A 22,799-nucleotide genomic window follows, 5' to 3' on the forward strand; every position below is an offset into this window, starting at 1 on the left:
TATCCTCTGCACATCGCCTTCTGCCGTTTTCACGCGCAGGTGGAACGTTTATAATGATTAATCAATTATCTGCAGCACTTTTCGCCAGCAGTCGCAATGAGGCATTAATGAAGAAGATCCTGATGGGCGCAGCCGCCCTGCTGTTCGCCGGCGTATTGGCCGGTTGCAATCAACTGACCCAGTACACTCTGAGCGAGCAGGAAGTGAATGATTACCTGCAAAAACACAACGACTATCAGAAGCAGATCGGCGTGCCCGGCCTGGTGGACGCCAACATCGTGCTGACGCAGCTGCAAAGCCAGATCGGCCGCAGCGAGCCGGGTAAAGTCACCCTTTCCGGCGACGCCAAGGTCAACATCACGTCGATTCTCGGCCCGCAGGCGGCGGATCTGAAACTGACGCTGAAAGCGCAGCCGGTGTACGACCGTGCACAGGGCGCCATTTATCTGAAAGACATGGAACTGACCGATTACAGCGTGCAGCCGGAAAAAATGCAGACGGTGATGAAAGCGCTGACGCCATATCTGAACCAGTCGCTGAAGTCTTATTTCGACCAAAAGCCGGCTTATGTGCTGAATCCTGACAACAGCAAAACCGAAGCGCTGGCGAAAAAACTGGCGAAGGGATTGGAAGTGAAACCGGGTGAGTTGGTGATACCGTTTAGCGACTGACCGCGTCTTGATGCATCAAGCCCGCCGCCAGGCGGGCTTTTTATTGCGGAAAACGATTACTGCGGCGCGCTGTAGGCGATCTCGCCGGTGTTGCAGTTGAGCGTCACGTTGTAGGTTTTATCCACTTTGGTGCCACGCACCGTCAGCGGCACCTGCCATACCTGCTCCTTGCCGGTGATGGCATCCGGGCTGACCCAGGCGATCGGGGTAGCGGTGCCCAGCAGTTTTTTGTCCGCCTCCCAGCGCGTAATGCGATTCTGCAAGAAATCACGCTTGACCTGGGCGGCGATATCCGCCGGCTGCAGACCGGCACACTGCCCCACCTTGGCGGTGCGTTGCTCTTGATCCTGCGCCCACACCGCAGTCGATGCTCCCATCATGGCCAACAAGGCGATAGCCAAACCCGTTTTTTTCATATGTCCTCCCGTTGTGATTAGCGCTATCCGGGCGCCCATCCCTGGCTCACAACAGGGTTTCGGCAAAGAGTTACCGTTTGACGAACTCGATGACAAACAGCGCATCCAGGCCCGGATAGATTTCCTTGATCACCTGCTTCAGTTCGCCGAGCGACATGTTCTCCTGCTGTGCGTGGCGCTCGGTCAGCGCATCCAGGCGCACCGGCGTTACCGACAGCACTTCGATAAAGCAGAAAAACACGCCGTCTTCATTGCGGCTTACGCGCAATACCTCGCCCGGTTCGAAGTGCGACTCACTGGCATCCCGAATGGTGATGGTTTTGCGCCCCGCCAGAATGTCTTGCTCAAAGCGGCTGAAGAAAGTTATTTCACGGCTCATTTTAGATCCTTTTTCATCACAACACCGCAACATAAGTCATTATGCCGCTTGCTTTTCTGACGTAGATCCCTCTTTTGAGTTAGAGACCGTTTTTTTCGCTTTCGCTTCCGTCGGTTTTTTACCGGTTTCCGCCGGCGATGCGCCGCGCAGAATCAGACCCAGCGCATCCTTATTCTCTGCCAGGAAGAAGCTCAGCCCTTCGCGCTGTTCATCGTCCAGGTTCAGCGGCGCCTGTTGCAGCCACTCTCCGAGGTTATCCGCCAAATCCAGCATTTTGTCGTAGGCGTCGGCTTCTTTCTTGCTCGCGAAAGTCATTTTTTCCTCACCGTTTCTCACCACCACATATTTAACTTCAACCGCCATGCGTGCGTCCTCAAATACTCAAATACCTGTAAATATATACAGTATAAATAGATAATGGCGGGAAGGCAAACCGCCGCCCGCCTTCGGCTTATTTCAGCAGCCGCACCTTGCAGCTCTTGCCTTTGATTTTGCCCTGCTGCAGCTGCTGCAGCGCCTTGCGCGCGCTGGCTTTACGGATCGCGACGTAGGCGTGCACCGGGAACATGTCGATCTTGCCCACTTCCGCCGCCGTCAGCCCGGCATCGCCGGTCAGCGCGCCAAGGATATCGCCGGGGCGGATCTTCGCCTTGCGGCCGCCGTCGATGCACAGCGTTACCATCTCCGCCTCCAGCGAGCCGTTGGCGGCCCCGCTCAGCTCGGACACCGGCGCCCAATCTACGGCCATCTGCAGGTAGTCTTCAATCGCATGCGCCCGCGCCATTTCCTGCGGCGTGCACAGGCTGATCGCCAGCCCGCTCATGCCGGCGCGCCCGGTACGACCGATACGGTGCACATGCACTTCGGGATCGAACGCCAGTTCGTAGTTAACCACCAGCTCCAGTTCTTTGATGTCCAGCCCGCGAGCGGCGACGTCGGTCGCCACCAACACCCGGCAACTGCGGTTGGCGAAGCGCACCAACACCTGGTCGCGATCGCGCTGCTCCAGATCGCCATGCAGCGCCAGTGCGCTGATGCCGCGGGCCTCCAGGGCCTCAAGCACCGTTTGACAATCGCGTTTGGTATTGCAGAACACCACGCAGGACGCTGGTTGATGATAACGAATGGCCGACACCAGCAGCGCCGGGCGCTGATCGCGCGTGGTTTCATAGAAGCGTTGTTCGATGGCGGTCTGCGCTTCGTCATCGCCCACTTCGACGCTCAGCGGCTGGCGCTGAACGCGTTCGCTGATGCGTTCGATACCCGCCGGATAGGTGGCGGAAAACAGCAGCGTCTGACGCTGCGGCGGCGTGTAGCTGATCACATCGTCGATATCGTCGGCGAAGCCCATGTCCAGCATGCGGTCGGCCTCATCCAGCACCAGCACCTTCAGTTCGTCCAGCAGCAGCGTTTTCTTGCGCAGATGCTCCTGAATGCGCCCCGGCGTCCCCACCACGATGTGCGGCGCGTGCACCAGCGAATCGAGCTGCGGCCCCATCGGTTGGCCACCGCACAGCGTCAGGATTTTGATGTTTTGCGTGAAACGCGCCAGGCGACGCAACTCTTTGCTCACCTGATCGGCCAATTCGCGGGTGGGGCAGAGCACCAGCGCCTGCGTGGCGACCTGAGCGACGACGATATTATTCAGCAGACCAATGCCGAACGCCGCCGTTTTGCCGCTGCCGGTTTTCGCCTTGGCGCGCACGTCCCGCCCTTGCAGAATGGCGGGCAACGCGGCGGCCTGCACCGGCGTCATTTTGGCGTACCCCAGTTCGTTGAGGTTGGCCAACTGTTCGGCTGGCAGCGGCAGGGAAGAAAAAGAAACTGTGCTCACGGCGATAACTCTTATATGACGAATGGAATGGCGGCGCGCCCGCAGGTTGGCGCCGAATCAGCGGCAAATGATAACAGAGATGGGCGGCGTTACGGGCAGCGGGCATAAAAAAACCCGCCGGCGGCGGGTTTCTTGGCGGCTCCGTCGTTAAATGGCGACGACGTTGGCTGCGGCAGGGCCACGTTGGCTGTCCTGGATGGAGAACTCAACCTGCTGGCCTTCAGCCAGGGTCTTGAAACCATCGCTAACGATAGCGGAAAAATGAACGAAAACGTCTTTAGAACCGTCGGCAGGCGTGATGAAGCCGAAACCTTTGCTTTCGTTGAACCATTTAACGTGACCAGTGATCTTGCTCATTTGTGTTTCCTTTACTTGATAAACCTGCCTTGACGGCACGAGACGCGAAAACCATGCTATATGTAGGTCTTCTTTCGTCGTCGGTTATTAACGCATAATCGCCCATGCAGGGCAAATATTTCTGCTTGTTATAAAAACAGCAAGTTAGCAACAAACTTAGCGCAGCGGCTGCGCACGCAATCGTTTTCGTATATACTGCCCGCCGATCATCAATCCGCTTACTTTCACCGATCCAGGTACGAAACTATGTTAACGATTGGAACCGCCCTGCGCCCTTCCGCCACCCGCGTTATGTTGCTCGGCTCCGGGGAGCTGGGCAAAGAAGTCGCCATTGAATGCCAGCGCCTCGGCCTGGAAGTGATCGCCGTCGATCGCTATCCCGACGCCCCCGCCATGCACGTGGCGCACCGCAGCCACGTCATCAATATGCTGGACGGTGACGCGCTGAAAGCCGTTATCGAACAAGAGCGGCCGGACTATATCGTTCCCGAAATCGAAGCGATCGCCACCGCCATGCTGGTCGAGCTTGAACGCCAGGGCCACCGCGTGGTGCCCTGCGCCGAAGCCACGCGCCTGACCATGAACCGTGAAGGCATCCGCCGCCTGGCGGCGGAAGAGCTTGGCCTGCCCACCTCCAGCTACCGCTTTGCCGACAGCGAGGCGACTTTCCGGCAGGCGGTCGAGCACATCGGCTACCCGTGCATCGTCAAACCGGTGATGAGTTCTTCCGGCAAAGGACAAAGCCTGATCCGCACGCCTGAGCAACTGCAAAGCGCCTGGGATTACGCCCAACAGGGCGGCCGCGCCGGCGGCGGCCGGGTGATCGTCGAAGGGCTGGTAAGATTTGATTTTGAAATTACCTTGTTGACCATCAGCGCCGTGGACGGCGTACATTTCTGCGCGCCGATCGGCCATCGTCAGGAGGATGGGGACTATCGCGAATCCTGGCAGCCGCAGCGCATGTCAGCCGCGGCGTTAAGCCGCGCTCAGGCTATCGCGGAGAAGGTGGTGAAGGCCCTGGGCGGTTTCGGCCTGTTCGGCGTGGAGCTGTTCGTCTGTGGTGACGACGTGATCTTCAGCGAGGTGTCTCCGCGGCCGCACGATACCGGCATGGTCACGTTGATCTCACAGGATCTGTCCGAGTTCGCCCTGCACGTTCGCGCATTTCTCGGGTTGCCGATTGGCGCCATCCGCCAGTTCGGCCCTTCCGCTTCGGCGGTGATCCTGCCCCAGCTGACCAGCAGCGATGTGCGCTTCAGCGGCCTGGAAAACGCGCTGCGCGGGCACAGCCAGCTGCGCCTGTTCGGCAAACCGGAGATCGCCGGGCAGCGTCGCCTGGGCGTGGCGCTGGCGACGGCGGACACGACGGAACAGGCGGTGGAGCAAGCGAAACAAGCCGCTGCCGCCGTGGCGGTCAACGGCTGATACTCACGGGGCCGCTTGCGCGGCCCCGATAACGTCAATAGTCTTCGTCTTCTTCAACATCGTCATTCCGCGACGCCTCCGGGGCGGCCTCATGCTGCTCGTCTTCATCATCGTCATCGAACAGTACCGCAACCTGAGCGCCCTGATGCTTCTCGCGAATTTCCTGCGCAACGCGAGCAATGGCTTCACCGCTGCTCATGCCCTGCTCCATCAGTTGATGGATGCGATCCGCCGCTTCCTGCTGCTCCGCGTGACTCAGTAATGGCATACCTGCATGCATGTGTCGTTTTCTCCGGCAAAAGGGAGAAGGAGTATACGCGCTAACGCGGCGGATCCCAACGTCTTGTGGCTCAGGCCGGTTGCGAGCAGCCGTTATCGCTGCGCCACTGCTTCAGCCGATGCAGCCACAGCATGACATGCCACCCCTGTTTCAGACCGCGCGCATTGGCGAACATCGCTCTGTCGATGCCGCGCTGATAGAACTCTTCGGTGATCTGACTCTGGGCAGCCGGATCCGGCTCACGACGAATGCTGTGGCAAATGCCCAGCGCTTCGCGGGTGATTTGCCAATGGAAAGCCGGGCGAATGGCGACAGTGCCGGCATAGCGCCGGTTGAGCCGCTCCAGCATCTCGACGATTTTCATATAGTGGCGTTGATAATCCACGTTCGCCTGACCGGTGCGACGGCGGTTGCTGATCGATTTGTCGTGCACCCGTTGACGGTACAGCGGCGTGCTTAAATATTTGACCCGTTTGGCATTAAACATGACTTCCGTTGTCCAGGGAATATCCTGGTGATGCAATCCCGGCTCGAAATAAAGGCGATGCTGGCGAATAAAGTCGAGGCGATATATTGCCAGCCATACAACGTGAATAAACTTTCGCGATTTCAACGCACGTTCAAACCACTGTACGCCGGTGATAACGTCGGTGGTGCGCAAACGCGCCTCGGGAAAAATCGGCTGCAATTCATCCTGGCTGGTGAAATAGCGTTCGCCATTGCATTGCATCACGTCTAATTGGTGTTGTTCCGCCTGTTCCAGCAGCGTGGAATACATGTCCGGCGCCAGCACATCGTCGGCATCGGGAAACGCCACATATTTGCCTCGGGCAACGGCGAGCCCGGCATTGCGCGCGTTAGAAACACCGGCATTGGCCTGATCGATCACACGAATATGCGGATGCGCCGCCGCGTAACGGTGTGCGATCTCCCCCGAACCGTCGGTGGAACCATCGTTGACGATGATCACCTCCAACCGCTGCTCACGCTGGGCCAGCAGCGAGGCCAGGAAAGGCTCCAATAATTCCCCCGCATTGTGCATCGGGACGATCACGCTCAGCATTAACGACATAGGCAGCTCTTTAATGATAATGTAACAAAATAATAATTTTACTTTTCTAAAAGACGCATAGGGTTCAGCGCACGCTGAAATAGCGTGACGCCTGCAAATTCCCGCAGCGGCTAATGGAACCGAACCTGTTTTTCTTTATTCAAACCAGCGCCAGAAAGCGCTGAGTAATTAACCCATTAATTCCAAAGGGCGGCGACGCTGGCTAAAATCAGGCAAAAACACGCCGCTCCGCATCTAATAACAAGCAGAAATAATAAATTTATGAAATTAACGAATCTTTTTTTATATTTTTCGAGCCTTGCGCCCGCGGCAAATAGGCTTCCAGTGCATTTGACGTTAAATTTTTAACATATCGAAGTATAATCAATGGCGCAAAAAATGCCTTATTTCAGGTTTATTGAACTGCCGTTTATGTGAACTGTGCTGCATGCCGCGCATGGCAAAACATGCATGACGTGACCGTCTATGGCACACTAGCCGCCAGATATCTATCGCCGTCCTCACAGCCAGGTTTATTGACGTTCATGAGCGTAACCGCCCCAAACATAAAATCGTTGCCCTACAGCCGCAGTGCCCTGATGACGCTTTTCGCCCCGCTTTCAGCACAGCCCTGGGCGATGTTGCTGCATTCGGGCTTTGCCGATCACTCGCATAACCGCTTCGATATCCTGGTCGCACAGCCGCGCGTTACGCTCACCACCCAGGGCGCCGGCACGACAATCGAAAGTGACGGCGTCACCATTGAGTCTCAGGAGGATCCGTTCTCCCTGCTGCACCAGCAGCTGGCGGCGCAAGGCTGGCAGCCGGCGTTTAACCCGGAGCTGCCGTTTCAGGGCGGCGCCCTGGGGCTGTTCGGCTACGATCTCGGGCGCCGAGTGGAAACCTTGCCGCAGTTGGCTGAAGCCGACCTCGCTCTGCCGGACATGGCGGTGGGCATTTATGACTGGGCATTGATCGCCGACCACCAATTGCAAACCCTGACGCTGCTCAGCTATGGCGATGTGGAGCAGCGCTGGCGCTGGCTTATTAGCCAAACCGCGCCGACGGAGCGCCCCTTCACGCTGCTGAGCGGCTGGCGTGCCAATATGAGCCGCCGGCAATACGGCGAGAAGTTCCAACGTATTCAACACTACCTGCGCAGCGGCGACTGTTACCAGATTAATCTGGCGCAGCGGTTCTCCGCCGACTATCAGGGGGATGAATGGCAGGCGTTTTGCCGACTGAGCGCCTGCAACCGCGCGCCGTTTTCCGCTTTCCTGCGGCTGCCGCACAACAGCGTGCTGAGCGTCTCTCCCGAGCGCTTCCTGTGGCTGGCGCAGCAGCGCATCCAAACCCGCCCGATCAAGGGTACGCTGCCGCGGCTGGCGGACGCGGAACAGGACGCCGCACAGGCGCGCCGCTTAGCCGATTCGCCCAAGGATCGCGCTGAAAATCTGATGATCGTCGATCTGCTGCGCAACGATATCGGCCGCGTCGCCCAGCCCGGCAGCGTACGGGTGCCGGAACTGTTCGTCGTGGAGCCGTTCCCCGCCGTGCACCACCTGGTGAGCACCATTACCGCCACCCTGCCGGAGCAGGCCTCGGCCACCGAGCTGCTGCGCGCCTGCTTCCCCGGCGGTTCGATCACCGGCGCGCCCAAGGTGCGCGCGATGGAAATCATCGAAGAGCTGGAGCCGCAGCGGCGCAACGCCTATTGCGGCAGCATCGGTTACCTGAGCGCCTGCGGCACCATGGACACCAACATCACCATCCGCACGCTCGTCACCGAAAACGGCCGCATCCACTGCTCCGCCGGCGGCGGCATCGTGGCGGACAGCCAGGAGCAGGCGGAATACCAGGAGACCTTCGACAAGGTTGGCCGTATTCTGCCGCAGCTTGGGGAGTATGCCCCGTCGTGATCCCATCGAACTCACCGGCCTCGCTGCACGCCTTTATCAGCCGTTTTCAACTGCAGCTGCCGCAGGCGGCGCAGATCTCGCACAATGTGCGCCCGGCGGCGGTGCTTATCCCGATCGTCTGCCGCGCCGAGCCGACGCTGCTGTTGACCCGCCGCGCTGACTCGCTGCGCAAACATGCCGGCCAGGTTGCCTTCCCCGGCGGCAAGACCGACGCCGAAGACGGATCGGCGATCGTCACGGCGCTGCGGGAAGCGCAGGAAGAAGTGGCGATACCGCCGCACGCGGTGACCGTCCTCGGCCAAATGGCGCCGCTCGACAGCAGCACCGGATTTCAGGTCACGCCTATCGTCGGCCTGATCCCGCCGGACGTGCAGTTCCGCGCCAACGAGGGCGAAGTGGCGGACGTGTTCGAGATGCCCCTGCGGGAAGCATTGACCCTGTCGCGTTACTACCCGCTGGATATTCACCGCGCCGGCCGCACGCACCGCATTTATCTCTCCTGGTATCACAGCCAGTTTATCTGGGGGCTGACCGCCGCCATCATTCGCCGCCTGGCGCAACAGGTCAGTATTTAGCCCGCATTGCGTGATCTGACTCGCAATCTGGCATGGCCGTCGGTGTCAGCTGCAGGTAAAGCGATCGAAATCACTTCATTTGATCGCTTTTTCAACTACCGTTCCGGTTGAATGGTTTTAAAAAAACTGTAAACCCTCTCTTAAACCTTACGAAATACCTGTAAAATACCACCGTCCGAGATAAACCACTGTAGAAACAGGGATTAAGCCGGCGGCGTTCAGCACGGAAGGCTGGCGCGATTACCGCTAATGGAGCTTGGGCGAAAGCGGATACCCCGCTTAAGGGTTCGCCCCGGGTAATCAGGAAAAAAAGCGACACCACGGATTATTTAATTTCATGCGAAAAAGGCAGCCGAACCCGCACGGCCCTTTTACAATATCGCTGTTCCCTGCGCGGTTTTTAACCGCCGCAGCCATAACAATACGTCTCTTTAAGGAGTTTTAGCGTGATTAGCGTTTTCGACATGTTTAAGATCGGCATCGGCCCGTCCAGCTCTCATACGGTTGGACCGATGAAAGCCGGCAAACAGTTTGTCGACGATCTGGTAAATAAAGGCCTGATGCCTTCTATCACGCGTGTTGCCGTAGACGTTTACGGCTCACTCTCATTGACCGGCAAAGGTCACCATACCGATATCGCCATCATTCTCGGCCTGGCCGGCAACATGCCGGACACCGTCGATATCGATAGCATTCCAGGTTTTATTCGCGATGTAGAACAACGTCAACGCCTGATGCTGGCCAACGGCCTGCATGAAGTCGATTTCCCGCGCGACGGCGGCATGGTCTTCCGCAGCGACAACCTGCCGCTGCATGAAAACGGCATGCAGATCCACGCCTTCGCCGGCGATAAAGAAGTGTACAGCAAGACCTATTACTCTATCGGCGGCGGTTTCATCGTCGACGAGGAGAACTTCGGTAAGGACGCCGAGCAAGAGCTGCAAATGCCCTATCCGTTCAACTCCGCGCGCGAAATGCTCGATCACTGCCGCGAGACCGGGCTGTCGCTGTCCGGCATGGTGATGCAGAACGAACTGGCGCTGCACAGCAAGCAAGAGATCGAGACCTACTTCGGCAACGTCTGGCAAACCATGCGCGCCTGTATCGATCGCGGTCTGAACACCGAAGGCGTACTGCCGGGGCCGCTGCGCGTGCCGCGCCGTGCCTCAGCGCTGCGCCGCATGCTGGTGGCGTCGGACAAACTGTCCAGCGATCCGATGAACGTGATCGACTGGGTCAACATGTTCGCGCTGGCGGTTAACGAAGAAAACGCCGCCGGCGGCCGCGTGGTTACCGCGCCGACCAACGGCGCCTGCGGCATCGTGCCTGCGGTACTGGCTTACTACGATCACTTCATCGAGTCCGTCAGCCCGGACATCTATATCCGCTACTTTATGGCGGCGGGCGCCATCGGCGCGTTGTACAAGATGAACGCCTCCATTTCCGGCGCCGAAGTCGGCTGCCAGGGTGAAGTCGGCGTAGCCTGCTCCATGGCGGCCGCCGGCCTGGCCGAACTGCTGGGCGGCAGCCCTGAACAGGTGTGCGTGGCGGCGGAGATCGGCATGGAACACAACCTGGGTCTGACCTGTGACCCGGTCGCCGGCCAGGTGCAGGTGCCGTGCATCGAGCGCAACGCCATCGCTTCGGTCAAGGCGATCAACGCCGCCCGCATGGCCCTGCGCCGCACCAGCGAGCCGCGCGTTTCGCTGGATAAGGTGATCGAGACCATGTACGAAACCGGCAAAGACATGAACGCCAAGTACCGCGAAACGTCACGCGGCGGCCTGGCAATCAAGGTGCAATGCGACTGACAGATAACCCCGCCGCCCGGCGGGTTTTCTTTATGGGTAATCAATTCATTGAACGTTTTAGTGACAATGTCACCAGAAAAAATCCTGCATTTTTCTCATCGATCCGGCGGTTAGCCTGCAAATTGGCCTTCTGTTTTACCAAACTGAAATAATTTACTGAGTTACCATCAATCTTGTATAACCTCAGGCTAGAATTAGCCGAGCGCAACTTAAGGATCAATCGCCTGACTGTGACTCGGAGCTGGATTACCGAACAAGGATTTACCGGATGTTGATGACCCACCTCGCCGCGTCCCGATATCGTTACTACCGTTGGCTGCTGGCCGGAGCGGTGGGCGCGGCTATTCTGTTGGTATCGCTGTATACCCGTTACTATCAAGAGGTCAAAAGCATCGAGTTGAGCCAACACACGTTGGCCACCCGCACCGTCGGCAAGCTCAACCAGTTGCTGACGCCGGCGCAGCTGCAGGCGGAACGCAGCATGGACATGCTGAACCAGTCCTGCGAGAACGTGTCATCTACCCTGCGCTTTCGCGCCGCGCAAAATCAGGCGCTGCGCGCCATGTTGCTGGTGAAGAACGGCATTATTTACTGCTCCAGCCTGTTTGGCGCCCGTCATTATCAGCTGGCCGCGGTGATGCCCTCCTTCGTCAACAGCGACGCCAGGCTGGCGCTGCGCCCCTCGCTGGCGGTGAGCAAAGGTCTGCCCACGCTGGTGCTGTGGACGCCATCGCCCCGCGATAAAACCAGCGGCGTGCTGCACGTATTCAATATCGAGCTGCTGTCCAACTTTTTACTCGAGCCGCAGGAGCCTTACGTTCAGCGCGTGGTGCTGAACGTGGCCGACAGCAGCCTGGAATACGGCCGCCGCGAAATCCTGAGCCGCGATACCCTGACCAACGATCTGCGCTACACCGCCGGCTCCGCGCTGTATCCGTTCTCGATTTCGCTGTTCGGCCCGCAGATCGGCATGCTGGCGCTTTCCGCCCTGCCGCGCCATATTCCGCTGGCGCTGCTGATCAGCCTGTTGGCCGCCTATGTGGTCTATCTGCTCACCGCCAACCGCATGAGCCTGTCTTATCACATCGGCCATGCCATCACCCATCGCGAGTTCCGCGTCTACTGCCAGCCGATCATCCACAGCGATACCGGGCGCTGCGCCGGCGTCGAGATGCTGCTGCGTTGGAAAAAGAAACGGCAAGGGTGGATCTCGCCCGACGTGTTTATTCCGCTGGCCGAGCAGCATGAGCTGATCATTCCGCTCACCCGCTATCTGATGAGCACCGTGACGGAAAATCTGCAGCTGTTCCCGCCCCGGCCGTCGTTCTACATCAGCATCAACGTCGCCGCCGAGCATTTTAAAACGCTCAATATCATCGACGATATCCGCCAGATCTGGCTGCCGGCGCACCCGATGCCCTCGCTGATGCTGGAGCTGACCGAACGCACCGCGCTGTCGGCAATTCAGTATGACCAGATTCGCACGCTGAAAGACATGGGGATCATGCTGGCCATCGACGATTTCGGCACCGGCCACAGCTCGCTGAGCTACCTGAAGAACCTCAGCCCGGACGTCTTGAAGATCGATCGCGGGTTTACCGCCGCCATCGGCACCGACGCGGTCAACGCCACGGTGACCGACACCATCATTACGCTGGCGCAGCGCCTGAAGCTGAAACTGGTGGCAGAGGGGGTGGAAACGGAGGAACAGGCCGACTATCTGCGCTCACGCGAGGTCAATGCCCTGCAGGGATATTATTTCGCCAAGCCGATGCCGATCCACGTTTTCCCGCTGTGGTTGCAGCAGTACGAATCGCGCGTCAGGAAAGCGGAAGAGGATCCGCCGGAGGCCTGAGCCCCCGGCGGGAGGGTTACGCGTGCGCCGTCTCGTCCAGGACGACGCGGGTAACGCGCACCAGTTCGATACGGTATTCGGACACCTCAACGATATCGAACCGCAGGTGGTTCAGCTCAATGCTATCTCCCGCCACCGGCATCTGCCCGTAGTGGGCCAACAGCAGCCCCGCCAGGGTGGCATAGTCGGCGGTGGGGCTGACCAGGTCATCGCAGGCCAGCGCCTGTTCCAGCGAGTGCAGATCGGTTCCGCCCTTCACCAGCCAGCCGTCGCCTTCCGCCACGATGTCCGGCGTTTCGTCCTCGTCCGGGAATTCACCGGCAATCGCTTCCAGCACGTCCAGCGGCGTCACCAGCCCCTGCACCACGCCGAACTCGTTGGTGACCACCACCAGCCGCCCTTTGGCGCGGCGCAGCACCGCCAGCAGCTTGATGACGTCCATGGTTTCCGGCACCACGATCGGCGGCGTGCGGGCGGCGAACTCGGCGATATCTTCCCCTTGCTCCAGCGCCACCAGCAGATCCTTGGCGCGTACCACGCCCACGATCTCATCCACCGAATCGCGGCACACCGGGAACAGGCTGTGCGGCGTATCCAGCAGCTGTGCGCGCACCTCCTCGCGGGAGCGCTCGCAGTCGACCCAGGAAATGTCGGTGCGCGGCGTCATCACGCTGCGCAATGAACGCGAGGCCAGCGTCAACACGCCGCTGATCATATAGCGCTCTTCCGCCGCAAAGGTTTCATCCCTCGGCAAGGCGACCGCATCGTCCGTCTGCTGCGCACGCTGCTGCCCCATCAGGCGCATGATCGCTTCCGCGGTGCGCTCGCGCATCGGACGGCGCGCTTGATGCTTGATAAAGTTGCGGCGCGCGATCTGGTTGAACAATTCAATCAGGATCGAGAAGCCGATAGCGGCATACAGGTAGCCTTTAGGAATGTGCAAACCGAAGCCTTCGGCGATCAGGCTCAGGCCGATCATCAACAGGAAGCTCAGGCACAGCACCACGATGGTCGGGTGCGCGTTGACGAAGTTGGTCAACGGCTTCGACGCCAACAGCATCACCGCCATCGCGATCACCACCGCCGCCATCATCACCGGCAGATCGTTCACCATGCCCACGGCGGTAATCACCGCGTCGAGCGAAAATACCGCGTCGAGGATCACGATTTGCACCACCACCGCCCAGAACTTGGCGTAACCGCGGTTAGCGCCGTCTTGATGCGTCTGCCCTTCCAGCCGTTCATGCAGCTCCATGGTGGCCTTGAACAGCAGGAACACCCCGCCGAACAGCAGGATCAAATCGCGGCCGGAGAAGCTGAAATCGCCGACGCTGAACAGCGGCGTGGTCAGGGTTACCATCCAGGAGATCACCGACAGCAGGCCCAAACGCATCAGCAATGCCAGCGACAGGCCGATAATGCGCGCCTTATCGCGCTGCTTCGGCGGCAGCTTGTCGGCCAAAATGGCGATGAACACCAGGTTGTCGATGCCCAGCACGATTTCCAGCACCACCAGCGTCAGCAACCCCGCCCAAATAGAGGGGTCCATTAAAAATTCCATATCAGACTCCAGAGAAAAGTGGGAATGAGCGCATGCCGCTCAGACGTGACGATGCCGCCGCTGCATGGGTGCAGTCGACAATAGCAAGGTGACGGGATGGGATTGCCGGGAGATGGCCGAAGGGCCGAACAGCATATGCAACGCCAGCGGGTGGCGGGTGAAACCTGGAAAAACAGTAACTTCGGTGACAGTCCATAGGGAGGGCTGAGGCCCTTCACTCCTTAGTGATGAAAGAAGGAATTACTGTATCAGGATTTTTCTGGGGGACAAAGCGGCTTTTTCAACGGCGGTTTAGGGTGACGTCCCCGCCATGTCATCTGCGACAGCTAAGATTTCTCCGAGCATTCAATAGCGGAGCAGCGTCACAAAAAATATTTTTTCACTCACTAAAATAAATGTCGCGTTCGTGAAGTATTGCGCACAGGCATTTGAAACTGCGTGAGAAATGTTAGGCGTGCGTTTCTTTTTTTCTACCATAATGTATCTGAACCGCGGAAGTGACTGCCAAGACGGCGCGGAGAAACGACACAAACCGCGCCTGGAGTTCAACGAGGAGGTAGCGAGTGGCAATAGCTATTATCATCGGCACACACGGGGCTGCAGCGGAACAACTGCTGAAAACGGCGGAGATGCTATTGGGCGAGCAGGACAACGTCGCCTTTATAGACTTCGTTCCCGGTGAGAATGCCGAGACGTTAATCGTCAAGTACAACGAAAAAATCAGTGGGTTGGATACCAGTGGCGGCGTGCTGTTCCTGGTGGATACCTGGGGCGGCAGCCCGTTCAACGCCGCCAGCCGCATTGCGGTCGACAAGGAAAACTATGAGGTCGTCACCGGGGTCAACATTCCGATGCTGGTGGAAACCTTCATGGCGCGGGACGACAACCCCGCCTTCGATGAACTGGTGGCGCTGGCGTTGGAAACCGGCCGCGAAGGCGTGAAAGCGCTGAAAAAACCGCAGGAAGAACCCGCAAAACCCGCAGCACCCGTCGCCAAAGCCGCTGCCCCTCAGGCGCCGCTGGGGCCGAATGACCACATGAAAATCGGCCTGGCGCGCATCGATGACCGCTTGATTCACGGCCAGGTCGCTACCCGCTGGACCAAAGAGACCAACGTCAGCCGCATTATCGTCGTCAGCGATGAAGTCGCCGCCGACCATGTGCGCAAAACCCTGCTGACCCAGGTCGCCCCGCCGGGCGTCACCGCCCACGTGGTGGACGTGGCGAAGGCCATCCGCGTCTGGAACAACCCGAAATACGCCAACGACCGCGTGATGCTGTTGTTTACCAACCCGACCGACGTCTTGCGTCTGGTGGAGGGCGGCGTGGATATTCAATCCGTCAATATCGGCGGCATGGCGTTCCGTCAGGGGAAAACCCAGGTGAACAACGCCGTTTCCGTCGATGAAAAAGATATCGAAGCGTTTAAGAAACTGAACGATCGCGGTATCGAGCTGGAGGTACGCAAGGTCTCGTCCGACAGCCGGCTAAAAATGATGGACCTGATTAACAAACTCAATTAGTGGCGCCAGCCGCTGATTATTTTACTCAGAGCTTTTTTGGTCATAGGAGAAGTGCAATGGAGATCACCACTCTTCAGATTGTGCTGATATTTATCGTTGCCTGTATCGCCGGGATGGGTTCCGTCCTCGACGAGTTTCAGTTCCACCGTCCGCTGGTCGCCTGTACCCTGATCGGCTTCATTCTCGGCGATATGAAAACCGGCATCATTATCGGCGGTACGCTGGAAATGATCGCCCTGGGCTGGATGAACATCGGTGCGGCAGTCGCGCCGGATGCCGCCCTGGCGTCCATCATCTCGACCATTCTGGTCATCGCCGGCGGGCAAAGCGTCGGCGCCGGTATCGCCCTGGCCATTCCGCTGGCGGCGGCCGGCCAGGTGTTGACCATCATCGTGCGCACCCTCACCGTGGCCTTCCAGCACGCGGCGGACAGCGCGGCGGAGCGCGGCAGCCTGCGGGCCATCACCTGGATCCACATCGGCGCCCTGCTGCTGCAGGCGATGCGTATCGCCATCCCGGCGGTCATCGTCGCCATCTCGGTCGGTACCGCCGGGGTACACGCCCTGCTCAACTCGATCCCGGAAGTGGTCACCAGCGGCCTGAACATCGCCGGCGGCATGATCGTGGTGGTCGGTTACGCGATGGTGATTAACATGATGCGCGCCGGCTACCTGATGCCGTTCTTCTACCTGGGTTTCGTGACCGCCGCCTTCACCAACTTCAACCTGGTGGCGCTCGGCGTCATCGGCGTGGTGATGGCCGTGCTGTATATCCAGCTCAGCCCGAAATACAACAAGTCTCAGGTTGTCCAGGCCGGCCCGGCTAATGCGAACGATCTCGATAACGAACTCGACTAGGAATAGGTGAGAGAAATGGTTGATACAACTGCTCAAAAGAAACTCACGCCGGCCGATATTCGCGGCGTATTCCTGCGCTCGAACCTGTTCCAGGGTTCGTGGAACTTCGAACGCATGCAGGCGCTGGGTTTTTGCTTCTCGATGGTACCGGTGATCCGTCGCCTGTATCCGGAAAACAATGACGATCGCAAACAGGCGATCAAGCGCCACCTCGAGTTCTTCAACACCCACCCTTACGTGGCGGCGCCGGTGCTCGGCGTAACCATGGCAATGGAAGAGCAACGCGCCAACGGCGCGCCGATCGACGACGGCGCGATCAACGGCATCAAGGTCGGCCTGATGGGGCCGTTGGCGGGCGTCGGTGACCCGATCTTCTGGGGCACCGTGCGGCCGGTGTTCGCCGCGCTCGGCGCCGGCATCGCCATGAGCGGCAGCCTGCTCGGGCCAATCCTGTTCTTCGTGCTGTTCAACCTGGTGCGCCTGCTGACCCGCTACTACGGCGTGGCCTACGGTTACCGTAAAGGGGTGGATATCGTCAACGATATGGGCGGCGGCTTCTTGCAGAAACTGACGGAAGGGGCGTCCATTCTCGGCCTGTTTGTCATGGGGGCGCTGGTCAACAAGTGGACGCACGTGAATATCCCGCTGGTGGTGTCCAAGATCACCGACCAGACCGGGCATACCAACGTGACCACGGTGCAAACCATCCTCGACCAACTGATGCCGGGCCTGGTGCCGTTGCTGCTGACCTTCGCCTGTATGTGGCTGCTGCGCAAGAAAGTCAACGCGCTATGGATCATCATCGGCTTCTTCGTCATCGGTATCTTTGGCTATTGGATTGGCCTGCTGGGCCTGTAATCGTTCGAAACGGCCGGGGGGCAACCCCCGGCTTTTTTATGTGTGGAGCAAGAGATGTCACTGACCGACGCCGTACTGATGCTGTTTATCACCCTGCTGTTGCTGTACTCGCTGTATGACGAATTCGGCATGGATCTGCTGAAAGGCAAAACGCGCCTCAAGGTGCTGCTCAAACGCCGCCACCGCCTCGACAGCCTGATTTTCGTCGGCCTGATCGCCATTCTGATTTACCGCAATGTCACCGACAATGGTGCGGTATTAACCACCTACCTGCTTATTTCCTTGGCGCTGCTCGCTATCTATGTTTCTTATATTCGCGCTCCAAAGATGGTGTTTAAAGCGCAGGGTTTTTTCTTCGCCAATGTGTTTGTTGAATATAACCGCATTAAAGCCATGAATTTATCGGAGGACGGTATTCTGGCCATCGACCTGGAACAGCGCCGGCTGTTGGTTCAGGTGACACACCTGGACGACCTGGAGAAAATTTATCAATTTTTCGTTGATAATCAATAGATAAATAAATAACCGCTTTGTTACCGCTCAAACCTTGCGCGGCCTGTGGGTAATTAATGGGCTGCGTCACTTTCACTCTGACTATTATTTCCGCAACATTGTTACCCACGTCTACATTATATTCCCACATGAAATTAGATTAATGAAAACGAGTCTCAATTAAGCGCGAACATCACGCCAGAATAAAGTTGTCGGTGGCGGAAATAATATGGTATGGTTGCGCCGTCATTGGGGAGTAGCCGGTTTCTGGAGAATAAAACGCCAGAAACGCCCGTATCAACATACTCGTTTCGCCGTATGAAACGTGGTGCGGGCAGCCAGGTAAGGTTGGCGAGACCATAGACACGTAACTCCGTCGTTTGGTTGGGGGTGGGTTACGTGTATATGGAGCCACCCGGCCGAGGCTATTTCACATGAACCTTTCAGCAACACTCATTCTCGCTTTCGGCATGTCCATGGATGCTTTCGCCGCTTCGATCGGCAAAGGTGCCAGCCTGCATCAACCCCGTTTCCGTGAAGCGATCCGCACCGGCCTGATCTTCGGCGTGGTCGAAGCGATCACCCCGCTCATCGGTTGGGCTATCGGCCTGTTCGCCAGCCAATACATCATGGAATGGGACCACTGGGTCGCCTTCTCGCTGCTGTTCATTCTCGGCATGCGTATGATTGTCGAAGGGGTGCGCAACAAGCCCGATGAAGAAGAGAAGGTCAAACGCCACGGCTTCTGGATCTTGGTGGCTACCGCTATCGCCACCAGCCTCGACGCCATGGCTATCGGCGTCGGCCTGGCCTTCCTGCAGGTCAATATCGTGCACACCGCCATGGCCATCGGTTGCGCCACCATGATCATGGCGACGCTGGGCATGATGATCGGCCGCTTTATCGGCCCGCTGCTGGGCAAACGCGCCGAGATCCTCGGCGGCGTGGTGCTGATCGGTATCGGCGTCAACATTCTGCTGGAGCATCTTGGCTACCTGGCCTGAGGCGCTCGCGCTACAAAAAAAACCTGCCGCGGCAGGTTTTTTTGTTTCTGGGCTCACTGCGCCTGTTAAGCACGGCGCCGGTACAACGCCAGCACGAAATCCGTTTCGCACTCAAACTCGCCGCCGTGCGCCAGCCGCAGCTGCACCTCCGGCGTAGCACGCCAGGCGAACGGCGTCATCTGCAGCAGGTTAGCAGCCTGTGCGCCCGGCAGGGCCATCGTATAGGCCAATGCCTCTTTACGCTCACACTCGAATCCATCGAACTGTTCGTCCTGTTCGGCATGCAGCTGCGCCTGCTGGTACACCTGCTCTTTCAGCTGGTACAGATGACGCGGGCCCGGCGAAACCGTCACCACCACGCCGCCCGGCTTCACCACTCGCGCCAGCTCCGCCGCCTTGCAGGGCGCATAGATGCGCAACACCGCATCCAGCGCCGCGTCGGCGAACGGCAGGCGATGGCTGGAGGCGACGCAGAACGAGACCGCGGGATAACGCTTGGCAGCGTAGCGGATCGCTACCTTGGCGACGTCCAGCCCATAGACCGCCATATTGCGCGCCTGCGCCAGCCGTGCGGCCACGGCGGCGGTGTAATACCCTTCCCCACAGCCTATATCCAATAACGCGCCTGCATCGGCCGCCAGCGCCAAATCCAGCCACTCTGCCACCTGCTGCTGCAGCGGCTGATAAAAACCGCCGTCGAGAAACGCGCGCCGCGCCTGCATCATTTCCGCGCTGTCTCCCGGCTGCTTCGATCGCTTGTGCTGTACCGGCAGCAGATTGACGTAGCCTTCTTTGGCTTGATCGAACTGATGATTGCCGTCGCAACGCCAGCGTTGCGATGAGAAATGCAGCGGTTGATGACACAGAGGGCATTGATAGGACATGAATGGGCTTCCAGAAAGACAGGGCGAGGCTAGTCTAAAGAAGGCGTCGGCTCGATGCAAGGCGCATCCCCGCTCGCTTTCGCCGCCAACAACACCTGGTCAAGCGGGGAAAAAGCTGGCTACACTGTGAGTCTGTTTTCTCACGCAGGTGAAAATAACTTATGAGCGATCGTTCCGCGCTGCTCGATGCGGTGCCCCACATTCAGCACGGCTTCGGCAGCAAACTCGCGCTGCTGCCGGGGCATCTGCTGCCCTACAGCGCCACGCTGCCGGAAAAGAAGCAGGTGCACGGCACCCGTATCGTCGAGGTGCTGCAACCGGCGCAGGCGTGCGGTGAAGCCGACGGCTTCTACACCCGCCAGCCCGGCATTCTGCTCGGCGTGCTGACGGCGGACTGTCTGCCGGTGCTGTTCAGCCGCCGCGACGGCGGCGCCATCGCCGCGGTTCATGCCGGCTGGCGCGGGTTGCTGGACGGCATTCTGGAACAGATGGCAGCGCGCATTCGCCAGGACGGCGACACCGCCGACTGGGTGGTCTCTATCGGCCCCGCCGCCGGCGCATGCTGCTACGAAGTCGACGAAGCGCTGGTGGAGAATTTTAAACAGCGCCTGCCGCTGCCCGCCACGCTGATCAGCCCGCATTACCGGCATCTGGATTTGGCCGCGATTGCCGAACACAAGCTGGCGGCGCTGGGCTTCGCCGCCGTTGACCGCGCCGGCAGTTGCACCATCTGCACGCCGGACGTCGACCCGCAGCGGCCGCAGCGCTTCAAGTACACCAGCTATCGCCGCAACAGCCATCGGCGCGCGCAGGATCCGACGCATCCGGGGATCAAAGGCCGCAACCAGTATGCCGGCATCATCATCGCCGCCGGATGACGGAAACGAAAAAGCCCGCGCGGAGGCGGGCTTTTTGTACAGCTGACGCTGATTAGATAGCAGTAACGTTTACTGCAGATGGGCCTTTCTGGCCATCTTGGATTTCGAACTCAACGTTCTGGCCTTCAGCCAGGGTTTTGAAGCCGTTACCCTGGATTGCAGAGAAGTGTACGAACACGTCTTTGCTGCCGTCAGCCGGGGTGATGAAACCGAAACCTTTAGATTCGTTGAACCACTTAACTTGACCTTTGATCTTTGCCATCTTGAGTATTTCCTTTGGATTGTTTAAACCGCCCGTGGGCGTTACATAGACAAACTAGAGTCGTTACTGCTTGAGGCACTAAGATAAGGATCGGCAGAGAAGCGGTATTCAACGCTAACGTCTTTACTCAGAACTTCTTTACTGAAAATGCCACACATATACAGAACTGTACCTCGTTTTACCCAGATGCGTTATCACATACTCTGTATGCGATGGCAAGCCATTTTTAATCACTGAACGACATGTCGCACATATTTGAAACGGTCGAGCGCCGCATTTGCTTAAATAGCCCAAAAGATGTTGAAGCATCGGCTATTTTCTGCTTGCCAAAATCACTGCGCCAGACCCCGCATTCTGATAGCGTTTTAACAAAACTTTCATCGTTTTGACGCCTCTCCTTCTCGGCACTTTCGCTTTTTTGCCGCTTATAGCGTTAAAAAATTTGAATCTTTATGGAATGTCATATGCAACATTTGAATATCGATGAACGGGGGCCAATTTATTCAATGCTCCTCCGACCCTTTAGCGCCGGAAAGCGCATTCATCGTCGGTCTTCAACCCTGCCGCCACAGGGTGAGAACCCCATCGCGTCGGAAAGCGCAAGTGAAGCGGGTACCACGGGCAACGGTTGCATAAGCATGCAACCTCCAGACGCCTCTCCCGCTGGCCGGTTGTTTCATCCTAAATAATCCGAAAGCCACGAGTCTGAATAACCGGAATAATCTTATGAATAGCGAAAGTGTGGAATGGAATTAAATCTTGAAGATCGGGTGGTTATTTGAATCACCACCCGTGCTTATCGATTCTACTAATTACCGCCACGCTTTCAAACCGTTGATCTTATTCTTTCCCCGGTACCGCAGGGCGAAGAGAGAACGCTTGCTGCGAGTCCTGCAACGCGATGCGCTCGCCAATCTTCAACGGGTGGAATTGATGCTGATCCAGCCCCGCCTCGCTCAGCGCCAGGTTCAACTGCTGCGGCGGCTCGTCGAGCGATTCATCCGCCAATTCGAATACCCCCCAATGGATGGGAATGGCGCGCGGCTGATTCAGCTCGCGATACAACGTCACCGACTGCTGCGGATCCATATGCTGCTCCTGCATGAACCAGCGCGGCGCATAGGCGCCAATCGGCAGCGCCGCCACGTCGAACGGCCCCAGCCGTTGACCGATCTCCGCCAGCCGTTCCGAATAGCCGCTGTCGCCGGAAAAATAAAACCGCAGCGCCGGATGGTGGATCACCCAGCCGCACCACAACGAACGATTGCGATCCCACAGCGTGCGCATGCTCCAATGCCGCGCCGGCGTGGCGTAGACCGTCAGTTCGCCCAGCGACAGGCTCTGCCACCAGTCCAGTTCATGCACCTTCAGCCGATAGCGGCGAAACCAGCGCTTCAATCCGAGCGGCACGATAAACTCGGCCTGTGGAAAGCGCCGCGCCAGCTGCCGCACCGTGCGCCTGTCGAGATGATCATAATGATTATGGGAGATCAGCACCGCATCCACCGCCGGCAGTTGCCCCACCGTCAGCGGCGTCGGCGTTCTGCGCTTCGGGCCGTAGAAGCTCAGCGGCGATGCGCGTTCAGACAACACCGGGTCGATCAGGATATAGCGCCCGCCCAGCCGCAGCAGCATTGACGCATGCCCAAGCCACCAAATGCTGTCATCGCCGCCGCTGAGATCGGCGGGTTGCCACCAACGCTCGGTAAATTGCGCGTAGCCCTGCTGCGGCGGCCTGGGCAGCCCCTGCCGCTTGCGTTCATCCTGCCAACGCTGCAGGTCGCCCTCCTGGCGCTGCGAGGGTTCCGGGTTGCGAAATCCCTCCGGCGTGTGATGCGCCTTGGCCGCGTCGTAATAACGGTTGATTCTCTTCATCCTGCCTTTTCTCCCGACCACTGCGCCCTGCA

General features: G+C 58.6%; 24 protein-coding genes and 1 riboswitch. Of the genes, 12 read left to right on the forward strand and 12 right to left on the reverse strand.

Annotated elements, in window-relative coordinates:
• Positions 1-107 precede the first annotated feature (107 nt).
• The gene (locus tag ACJ8HH_RS09610; protein ID WP_004927555.1) at positions 108-671 is read left to right on the forward strand and encodes a lipoprotein; all 564 of its coding nucleotides are present in this window, start codon (positions 108-110) and stop codon (positions 669-671) included.
• Positions 672-727: 56 nt separating this feature from the next.
• Here ACJ8HH_RS09610 and yebF read toward each other — a convergent pair whose 3' ends face one another.
• From yebF to cspE (ACJ8HH_RS09635), 5 genes are all read right to left on the reverse strand, one after another.
• Positions 728-1,087 (reverse strand): protein YebF, encoded by a 360-nt coding sequence (yebF, locus tag ACJ8HH_RS09615; protein WP_043147583.1) that lies wholly within the window; start codon positions 1,085-1,087, stop codon positions 728-730.
• Positions 1,088-1,157: 70 nt separating this feature from the next.
• The gene (gene yqfB, locus ACJ8HH_RS09620; protein ID WP_004927562.1) at positions 1,158-1,466 is read right to left on the reverse strand and encodes a N(4)-acetylcytidine aminohydrolase; all 309 of its coding nucleotides are present in this window, start codon (positions 1,464-1,466) and stop codon (positions 1,158-1,160) included.
• Between the two features lie 39 nt (positions 1,467-1,505).
• The gene (locus tag ACJ8HH_RS09625; RefSeq protein ID WP_033647671.1) at positions 1,506-1,829 is read right to left on the reverse strand and encodes a YebG family protein; all 324 of its coding nucleotides are present in this window, start codon (positions 1,827-1,829) and stop codon (positions 1,506-1,508) included.
• 88 nt (positions 1,830-1,917) lie between these two features.
• Complete coding sequence (gene dbpA, locus ACJ8HH_RS09630) at positions 1,918-3,300, reverse strand: ATP-dependent RNA helicase DbpA (RefSeq protein WP_049232809.1); 1,383 nt, start codon at positions 3,298-3,300, stop codon at positions 1,918-1,920.
• 147 nt (positions 3,301-3,447) lie between these two features.
• Positions 3,448-3,657: a transcription antiterminator/RNA stability regulator CspE gene (gene cspE / locus ACJ8HH_RS09635; protein WP_004927572.1), complete on the reverse strand. Its 210-nt coding sequence runs from the start codon at positions 3,655-3,657 to the stop codon at positions 3,448-3,450.
• A 246-nt stretch (positions 3,658-3,903) separates the two neighbouring features.
• On the opposite strand from cspE (ACJ8HH_RS09635), the gene purT reads away from it, so the two are divergent.
• Positions 3,904-5,082 (forward strand): formate-dependent phosphoribosylglycinamide formyltransferase, encoded by a 1,179-nt coding sequence (purT, locus tag ACJ8HH_RS09640; protein WP_041035497.1) that lies wholly within the window; start codon positions 3,904-3,906, stop codon positions 5,080-5,082.
• A gap of 34 nt (positions 5,083-5,116) precedes the next feature.
• On the opposite strand, the gene ACJ8HH_RS09645 is transcribed toward purT, so the two are convergent.
• On the reverse strand, positions 5,117-5,362 hold the full coding sequence (locus tag ACJ8HH_RS09645; protein WP_049211962.1) for a YoaH family protein: 246 nt from the start codon (positions 5,360-5,362) through the stop codon (positions 5,117-5,119).
• A gap of 70 nt (positions 5,363-5,432) precedes the next feature.
• Positions 5,433-6,434, reverse strand: coding sequence for a glycosyltransferase (locus ACJ8HH_RS09650; RefSeq protein WP_049211961.1), 1,002 nt, complete (start codon positions 6,432-6,434; stop codon positions 5,433-5,435).
• Between the two features lie 524 nt (positions 6,435-6,958).
• On the opposite strand from ACJ8HH_RS09650, the gene pabB reads away from it, so the two are divergent.
• From pabB to ACJ8HH_RS09670, 4 genes are all read left to right on the forward strand, one after another.
• The gene (gene pabB, locus ACJ8HH_RS09655) at positions 6,959-8,332 is read left to right on the forward strand and encodes an aminodeoxychorismate synthase component 1 (RefSeq protein WP_060428225.1); all 1,374 of its coding nucleotides are present in this window, start codon (positions 6,959-6,961) and stop codon (positions 8,330-8,332) included.
• Entirely contained in the window at positions 8,329-8,907 is a 579-nt protein-coding gene (locus tag ACJ8HH_RS09660) for a CoA pyrophosphatase (protein WP_033654422.1), read from the forward strand. The genes pabB and ACJ8HH_RS09660 overlap by 4 nt, the downstream gene beginning before the upstream one ends.
• Positions 8,908-9,353: 446 nt before the next feature.
• Positions 9,354-10,718, forward strand: a complete 1,365-nt coding sequence (gene sdaA, locus ACJ8HH_RS09665; protein WP_033634884.1) for an L-serine ammonia-lyase — start codon at positions 9,354-9,356, stop codon at positions 10,716-10,718.
• Between the two features lie 268 nt (positions 10,719-10,986).
• Positions 10,987-12,573: an EAL domain-containing protein gene (locus ACJ8HH_RS09670; RefSeq protein ID WP_039565702.1), complete on the forward strand. Its 1,587-nt coding sequence runs from the start codon at positions 10,987-10,989 to the stop codon at positions 12,571-12,573.
• Positions 12,574-12,589: 16 nt separating this feature from the next.
• Here ACJ8HH_RS09670 and ACJ8HH_RS09675 read toward each other — a convergent pair whose 3' ends face one another.
• Positions 12,590-14,134 (reverse strand): TerC family protein, encoded by a 1,545-nt coding sequence (locus ACJ8HH_RS09675; RefSeq protein ID WP_033634886.1) that lies wholly within the window; start codon positions 14,132-14,134, stop codon positions 12,590-12,592.
• A 563-nt stretch (positions 14,135-14,697) separates the two neighbouring features.
• Between ACJ8HH_RS09675 and manX the strand changes: the two genes are divergently transcribed.
• From manX to mntP, 5 genes are all read left to right on the forward strand, one after another.
• Entirely contained in the window at positions 14,698-15,657 is a 960-nt protein-coding gene (gene manX / locus ACJ8HH_RS09680) for a PTS mannose transporter subunit IIAB (protein ID WP_033654424.1), read from the forward strand.
• Positions 15,658-15,713: 56 nt separating this feature from the next.
• A complete protein-coding gene (locus ACJ8HH_RS09685) occupies positions 15,714-16,514 on the forward strand; it encodes a PTS mannose/fructose/sorbose transporter subunit IIC (protein ID WP_033634888.1) in 801 nt (266 codons plus the stop codon).
• 15 nt (positions 16,515-16,529) lie between these two features.
• On the forward strand, positions 16,530-17,372 hold the full coding sequence (locus ACJ8HH_RS09690) for a PTS mannose transporter subunit IID (RefSeq protein ID WP_033634889.1): 843 nt from the start codon (positions 16,530-16,532) through the stop codon (positions 17,370-17,372).
• 54 nt (positions 17,373-17,426) lie between these two features.
• On the forward strand, positions 17,427-17,885 hold the full coding sequence (locus ACJ8HH_RS09695; RefSeq protein ID WP_033647681.1) for a DUF986 family protein: 459 nt from the start codon (positions 17,427-17,429) through the stop codon (positions 17,883-17,885).
• Between the two features lie 218 nt (positions 17,886-18,103).
• A riboswitch (yybP-ykoY riboswitch) is annotated at positions 18,104-18,287 on the forward strand.
• A gap of 11 nt (positions 18,288-18,298) precedes the next feature.
• Complete coding sequence (mntP, locus tag ACJ8HH_RS09700; RefSeq protein WP_033647683.1) at positions 18,299-18,868, forward strand: manganese efflux pump MntP; 570 nt, start codon at positions 18,299-18,301, stop codon at positions 18,866-18,868.
• Positions 18,869-18,933: 65 nt separating this feature from the next.
• Here mntP and rlmA read toward each other — a convergent pair whose 3' ends face one another.
• The gene (gene rlmA / locus ACJ8HH_RS09705; protein ID WP_033647686.1) at positions 18,934-19,752 is read right to left on the reverse strand and encodes a 23S rRNA (guanine(745)-N(1))-methyltransferase; all 819 of its coding nucleotides are present in this window, start codon (positions 19,750-19,752) and stop codon (positions 18,934-18,936) included.
• A gap of 161 nt (positions 19,753-19,913) precedes the next feature.
• Between rlmA and pgeF the strand changes: the two genes are divergently transcribed.
• Positions 19,914-20,630, forward strand: a complete 717-nt coding sequence (gene pgeF / locus ACJ8HH_RS09710; protein ID WP_033634893.1) for a peptidoglycan editing factor PgeF — start codon at positions 19,914-19,916, stop codon at positions 20,628-20,630.
• A gap of 52 nt (positions 20,631-20,682) precedes the next feature.
• Here the strand turns inward: pgeF and cspE (ACJ8HH_RS09715) are convergent, their stop codons facing one another.
• The 3 genes from cspE (ACJ8HH_RS09715) to ACJ8HH_RS09725 form a co-directional block, all read right to left on the reverse strand.
• On the reverse strand, positions 20,683-20,892 hold the full coding sequence (gene cspE / locus ACJ8HH_RS09715) for a transcription antiterminator/RNA stability regulator CspE (protein WP_002221949.1): 210 nt from the start codon (positions 20,890-20,892) through the stop codon (positions 20,683-20,685).
• Positions 20,893-20,933: 41 nt separating this feature from the next.
• Positions 20,934-21,050 carry a DUF2627 domain-containing protein gene (locus ACJ8HH_RS09720; RefSeq protein ID WP_002211058.1) on the reverse strand — a complete coding sequence of 39 codons (117 nt, stop codon included), beginning with the start codon at positions 21,048-21,050 and terminating at the stop codon, positions 20,934-20,936.
• A 682-nt stretch (positions 21,051-21,732) separates the two neighbouring features.
• The gene (locus tag ACJ8HH_RS09725; protein ID WP_033634894.1) at positions 21,733-22,767 is read right to left on the reverse strand and encodes an MBL fold metallo-hydrolase; all 1,035 of its coding nucleotides are present in this window, start codon (positions 22,765-22,767) and stop codon (positions 21,733-21,735) included.
• Positions 22,768-22,799 lie beyond the last annotated feature (32 nt).

It is taken from the genome of Serratia sp. CY32780 (assembly GCF_052169135.1).
Classification (GTDB): domain Bacteria; phylum Pseudomonadota; class Gammaproteobacteria; order Enterobacterales; family Enterobacteriaceae; genus Serratia; species Serratia sarumanii.

What these genes read in the sequence shown, in the direction of transcription:
- ACJ8HH_RS09670 (WP_039565702.1), top strand. Translation starts at nt 10,987, where the DNA reads ATGTTGATGACCCACCTCGCCGCGTCCCGATATCGTTACTACCGTTGG.
- ACJ8HH_RS09675 (WP_033634886.1), bottom strand. Translation starts at nt 14,134, where the DNA reads ATGGAATTTTTAATGGACCCCTCTATTTGGGCGGGGTTGCTGACGCTG.
- ACJ8HH_RS09695 (WP_033647681.1), top strand. Translation starts at nt 17,427, where the DNA reads ATGTCACTGACCGACGCCGTACTGATGCTGTTTATCACCCTGCTGTTG.
- ACJ8HH_RS09725 (WP_033634894.1), bottom strand. Translation starts at nt 22,767, where the DNA reads ATGAAGAGAATCAACCGTTATTACGACGCGGCCAAGGCGCATCACACG.
- yebF (WP_043147583.1), bottom strand. Translation starts at nt 1,087, where the DNA reads ATGAAAAAAACGGGTTTGGCTATCGCCTTGTTGGCCATGATGGGAGCA.
- mntP (WP_033647683.1), top strand. Translation starts at nt 18,299, where the DNA reads ATGAACCTTTCAGCAACACTCATTCTCGCTTTCGGCATGTCCATGGAT.
- pgeF (WP_033634893.1), top strand. Translation starts at nt 19,914, where the DNA reads ATGAGCGATCGTTCCGCGCTGCTCGATGCGGTGCCCCACATTCAGCAC.
- ACJ8HH_RS09650 (WP_049211961.1), bottom strand. Translation starts at nt 6,434, where the DNA reads ATGTCGTTAATGCTGAGCGTGATCGTCCCGATGCACAATGCGGGGGAA.
- purT (WP_041035497.1), top strand. Translation starts at nt 3,904, where the DNA reads ATGTTAACGATTGGAACCGCCCTGCGCCCTTCCGCCACCCGCGTTATG.
- ACJ8HH_RS09720 (WP_002211058.1), bottom strand. Translation starts at nt 21,050, where the DNA reads ATGTGTGGCATTTTCAGTAAAGAAGTTCTGAGTAAAGACGTTAGCGTT.
- ACJ8HH_RS09690 (WP_033634889.1), top strand. Translation starts at nt 16,530, where the DNA reads ATGGTTGATACAACTGCTCAAAAGAAACTCACGCCGGCCGATATTCGC.
- rlmA (WP_033647686.1), bottom strand. Translation starts at nt 19,752, where the DNA reads ATGTCCTATCAATGCCCTCTGTGTCATCAACCGCTGCATTTCTCATCG.
- ACJ8HH_RS09610 (WP_004927555.1), top strand. Translation starts at nt 108, where the DNA reads ATGAAGAAGATCCTGATGGGCGCAGCCGCCCTGCTGTTCGCCGGCGTA.
- ACJ8HH_RS09645 (WP_049211962.1), bottom strand. Translation starts at nt 5,362, where the DNA reads ATGCATGCAGGTATGCCATTACTGAGTCACGCGGAGCAGCAGGAAGCG.
- ACJ8HH_RS09685 (WP_033634888.1), top strand. Translation starts at nt 15,714, where the DNA reads ATGGAGATCACCACTCTTCAGATTGTGCTGATATTTATCGTTGCCTGT.
- cspE (WP_004927572.1), bottom strand. Translation starts at nt 3,657, where the DNA reads ATGAGCAAGATCACTGGTCACGTTAAATGGTTCAACGAAAGCAAAGGT.
- pabB (WP_060428225.1), top strand. Translation starts at nt 6,959, where the DNA reads ATGAGCGTAACCGCCCCAAACATAAAATCGTTGCCCTACAGCCGCAGT.
- cspE (WP_002221949.1), bottom strand. Translation starts at nt 20,892, where the DNA reads ATGGCAAAGATCAAAGGTCAAGTTAAGTGGTTCAACGAATCTAAAGGT.
- ACJ8HH_RS09625 (WP_033647671.1), bottom strand. Translation starts at nt 1,829, where the DNA reads ATGGCGGTTGAAGTTAAATATGTGGTGGTGAGAAACGGTGAGGAAAAA.
- yqfB (WP_004927562.1), bottom strand. Translation starts at nt 1,466, where the DNA reads ATGAGCCGTGAAATAACTTTCTTCAGCCGCTTTGAGCAAGACATTCTG.